General features: G+C 69.9%; 4 protein-coding genes and 1 pseudogene. All 5 read right to left on the reverse strand.

All coding sequences use genetic code 11. The features are described 5' to 3' along the window. The coding region (locus tag A5714_RS09115; protein WP_156747241.1) for a glycosyltransferase at positions 1-721 on the reverse strand (721 nt) is incomplete at its 3' end. A gap of 17 nt (positions 722-738) precedes the next feature. Continuing rightward, entirely contained in the window at positions 739-1,707 is a 969-nt protein-coding gene (locus tag A5714_RS09120; protein WP_068284686.1) for a glycosyltransferase, read from the reverse strand. 213 nt (positions 1,708-1,920) lie between these two features. Continuing rightward, entirely contained in the window at positions 1,921-2,973 is a 1,053-nt protein-coding gene (locus A5714_RS09125) for a DNA topoisomerase IB (protein ID WP_068284689.1), read from the reverse strand. Positions 2,974-3,089: 116 nt separating this feature from the next. After that, positions 3,090-3,488 carry a heme-binding protein gene (locus A5714_RS09130; RefSeq protein ID WP_068284691.1) on the reverse strand — a complete coding sequence of 133 codons (399 nt, stop codon included), beginning with the start codon at positions 3,486-3,488 and terminating at the stop codon, positions 3,090-3,092. Positions 3,489-3,735: 247 nt separating this feature from the next. Then, positions 3,736-4,308 (reverse strand): annotated as a pseudogene (locus A5714_RS09135) (NmrA family protein); the annotation flags it as partial.

Raw genomic sequence — 4,308 nt, forward strand, 5'->3', positions numbered from 1 at the left:
CCAGCTCGGCGTCGGGTACCCGCGGCAATGCGCAGATCAGAGTTTCAAATCCCTTGCGCGGCACCAGCCGTCCGACCGAGACGATGCGCGGGCGGTCGGTGCGGGACGCGGCCGGCCCGTCGGGGGAGAACGCCCGGGTGTCCACGCCGCACGGCACCACCGAGGTGCGGGAGCGGGCGCGGCCCATGCGGACCAGCTCGAAAACCTCGTCGGTACTGGTGGCCGCGACCCAGCCGGCCTCGCGGGCGAGCCGGGCCTCGACCCGGATGCGGCAGTCCGGGCTGGTGTCGTCCGATCCCTGATGCAGCCGCTTGATCAACCCCAACGCGTGGAACGTCTGCACGGTGGGGACCCGGTGCGCGCGGGCGGCGCGCTGAGTGGCCACCCCCGACATCCAGAAGTGGCCGTGCGCCACGTCGGGCGCCTCGGTGACCCACTGCCGCTCCAGGTAGGCGGCGAACCCGTACATGTACTGCAGCAGTTCGTCTTTCGGGAGCACGCGCGGCGGCCCGGCCGGGACGTGCACCACCGAGTAGCCGTGCTGCGTCTCGACGACCTCCGGGAGCTGCGGGTCGTCGCGGCGCGTGTAGACCACCACGTCGTGGCCGCGGCGGGCGAGCGCTGCCGACAGCTCGGCGACGTGGACGTTCTGGCCGCCCGCATCCACCCCGCCCAGATGGGCCAGCGGGCTGGCGTGTTCGGAGATCATCGCGATTCTCATGCGGGCTCCTTCGGAATTCATCTGCACTGCTCCTCAATCACCTGGTCCCATTCGGCGAGGAATCTGTCGAGTCCGAAACGCGCGACCGCGAATTCACGCGCCGCCTTGCCTGCGGCCGCCGCCCGCGCCTGGTCGTTGAGGAAGTCCTGGAGGCCGCGGCCCAACGCGGCCGGGTCGGCGCTGACGACGCCCGCTTCTGCGGGGACGGCGAACGGCGCCATCGTGGTGCCGACGGCGACGACCGGCATGCCGAGCAGCATCGCCTCGATCAGCGACAGCCCCAGCGAGGTCCAGCGGGCGGTATGCAGGTAGGCGCGCCGGCGCGCGATCTCCTGCCACAGTTGCGGGGCGGCGACGTCGCCGCGTCCGGTCACCCCGCCGCCGTGGGTGGGCAGCAATTCCGTTCCCATGCCCCATACGTCGATCTGCGCGTACGCCGACAGCGGCGCCAATAGGTCGGCGCCCACCACCCGGCCGCGGCGTACCGGCTCGTTGATCATGGTCGCCACGCGCGGCATCTCACCGGTGTACAGGGCGCCGGGGTCGGCGACGCCGTGGTCGATCACCCGCGTCGGTGCGTGGCCGTTGTCCCACATCAGCCGGTTGAAGTCGGTGACGTGCACGAGCAGGACGTCGTCGCGGTCGGCGACCACGTGCCTGCTTTCGGTGGGGCTGGGGCGCGGCGCGTTGTGCTCGACGTAGACGGCGGGCAGGTCCACACCCGCGCGGCGGCCGGTGCAGCGCGCGACGAGGTCCGCCTCGTGCGGGCGCTGCAGAATCACCAGATCGATGTCCTGGCCGGCCAATTCCTCGAGGGGAATCTCGCGCGCGTGCGGCCACGACCGCCCGGCCAGGCCGATGCCGGCCTCGCCCCGGTCGGCGGCCACGGGGATCAAGTACCGGTGCCGTCCGGCGACGAACGCCTGCGTCCACGACCCGTGAACATGCCAGAGCAGCACGTTCTTCGGTCCGCCAGAAGCCAGCATGGAAGAGCCAAATACCCTATAGGTGGTTCGCTAAACGGTGTTCTTGCGACGACTTCTGCGCCGTCGCGCGGTCGCGTGTCGCGCCGACGGTAACGCCGCGTCACCAGCCGCGATGCCGCCCGGGTCGGCACCGATCGTCCGGTGCGCTATCCAGTACGCGAACCGACGCCCACCTCGAAGCGAAATGGCGCGGGGGAGAAGCGGTTTGCCGCGTCAGGCGCTCTTGAGCAGCAGGGACGACGTCCTGCTGTGGCCCTTGGCCACGCGCCGGATCAGCATGCGGGTCGCCTTGTCCAGGATTTCCTGCGCGGCGTCGGGATCGCTGGCTCGCTCGGCGCGGCGCACCGCGGCGGCGATCGTCTGGCCCTGCTCGTAGGCGGTGACCACCCGCGGGTCCACGTAGGAGGCGCGCGCCACCGCGGGGGTGTTGCCGAGCTCCTGGGAGACCTCCTTCATCACGGCGGATTCGACGCGCTTGGCGACGCGCCGGGAGACGGCGGGATCGGCGTCGGCGAACGCCGACGCCGCCAGCACCGTGCCGTGCCAGGTCCGCAGGTCCTTGACGCTGTAGTCGGCGCCGACGAGCTCCTTGAAGCGCGCGTTCAGGTCGTCCGAGCGGAGCTCGACCCAACCGGTCGAGGTGCGGCACACCAGCAACCGCTCGGTGCGCTCGGGGCGGCGCATCAGCGCGCGCACCGCCCGCACCACCTCCGCGTCCTCGATCTCGACGCAGCGGCGCACCCCGCTCTTGGCGGGGAAGTCGAATCCGACCGCCTTGCGCCCGACGGCCACGTGTTCGCACAACAGCGTCGCCAACCCGTACGACTCGTGCTCCTCGGCGTACTGCTCGCCGCCGGCCCGGAAGTAGCCGCGGTCGAGCAGCCGCAGCGCCAGCGCGAGCACCCGCTTGCGCGTTAATCCGCTGCGCGCCAGGTCTTTCGCGATGGCCGCGCGCCACGCGGGCAGGCGGGTGGACAACTCCAGCACCCGGTCGAACTTCTCTTCGGCGCGTTCTTGTTGCCACGCGACGTGGTAGAGGTACTGGCGGCGGCCCGCCGCGTCGGTGCCGACGGCCTGGATGTGGCCGTTGGCGTACGGCGCGATCCACACGTTCTTCCACGCCGGCGGGATCACCAGCTCCTTGATGCGCTGCAAGTCCTGCGGATCGCTGAGCAATTCACCGTCGAGGCCGTAATAGGCGAATCCCTTACCCCGACGCTTGCGCGAGAACCCCGGCTTGCTCAGGACGCTGCGACGCAGGCGCATTGTTCCTCCCAGTTGTGTTAGCTGAGAAGACAATTACCCGCCGCGCGAAGCGTTCACACGGTCGAGACGAAAACGACCCGCCACGGCGCCGTGGCGGGTCGTCTCGAGAGCCGGGGTCAGCCGGCCATGAACTCCTGGTAAGCCGACTCCAGGGCCGGCGGCAGGGCCTTGACGTTGCACTGCCGTTCGGTGTCACCGATCGGCGACAGGATGCCGCGCAGGTCGTAGTACTCGTTGGGGTGCGCCGTGAAGTAGCTGCGCAGGTTTGACTCGGCCTGCGGGCGCGGCTGCCCGTACGCGGCCGTCACCACCTGGTTCGCGTCCGGGTGGGCGGCCAGGTACTGCTGCGCCGAGCCCTCGACCGAGGACACGGTCGAGTTCACGCCGCCGGGGCTGCAGTCGGGTGCTGCGGCTGCCGACGGAGCGCCGACGAAGCCCATGGCGATTCCCCCGAGCAGACAGCCGACGCCCATGCCGGCAATTCGCCGACGCGCGACATTACTGCTGATTTTCATGATCAGTGTTGTCCTTCGATGTGACAGAAACGATTTCTCGCGAATGAGGCTCCCGATCCTCGAATTCCACGGTAGCGGAAGTGAACAGCGCCGCCCGTTCGCTGACGACGAACGCCCGCCTTCCGCCGGCTCAGGCGTCTCCGATAACCGGCAATTAGCTAAGCGAATGATCAAAGGCGGTCGAAATCTCTTAACTTCGGGCGCCTCTTCTTAAGGAATCGCCAGCGCGTCGTGACGCAATCGTGACCTAGGTCAAGCTCGGCTGGGCCCCGTCGAACGCCCCATCGAGGTTCCGAGTTCCCTTGGCGCCGTTGCTCGCCGGTGCGGCCGCGGGGCCGGCCGCAGCGTGGGACGACAGCCAACCGTCGATGTCCGGACCGAGCGCCACCGCGTGGCCCGAGGCCAGCAGCGCGCCGCCGCCCAGCGCTGCAACGGCGGGTTGCACCGGTCGAACGGGTCGGGTGTCACCCTGCAGCGCAAGCACTTTCGCCGTCAGCTCGGGCAGTCGCAGGGTGTGCGGACCGGTGATGGCCCGCGGCGTGTGGGTTTGGCCCAGGGCCGCCTCGACGAGCACGTCGGCGACGGTGTCGGCGGCTATCGGCTGAATCAGCCAATCCTCGACGACGACCTCGTCGGGGCCGACGTTCACCGCGTCGGCGTTGGTCGCGAACTCGTACCAGTGCGTGGACTTCACGATCGTCGTCGGCACGGGCCCGTCGAGCAGGACGTCCTTGGCCGCCCGCTTGGCCTCGCAGTAGGGGTAGCCGTCGAAGGCGGGATCCTCGATGCCGGCCATGGTGGCGGCCACCAGCCGCCGGAC

The sequence above is a fragment of the Mycobacterium sp. E2462 genome (assembly GCF_001672685.1).
In the GTDB taxonomy this organism is placed as follows: Bacteria; Actinomycetota; Actinomycetes; order Mycobacteriales; family Mycobacteriaceae; genus Mycobacterium.

Coding starts and splice junctions, on each gene's coding strand:
- A5714_RS09120 (WP_068284686.1), bottom strand. CDS start 1,707: ATGCTGGCTTCTGGCGGACCGAAGAACGTGCTGCTCTGGCATGTTCAC.
- A5714_RS09130 (WP_068284691.1), bottom strand. CDS start 3,488: ATGAAAATCAGCAGTAATGTCGCGCGTCGGCGAATTGCCGGCATGGGC.
- A5714_RS09125 (WP_068284689.1), bottom strand. CDS start 2,973: ATGCGCCTGCGTCGCAGCGTCCTGAGCAAGCCGGGGTTCTCGCGCAAG.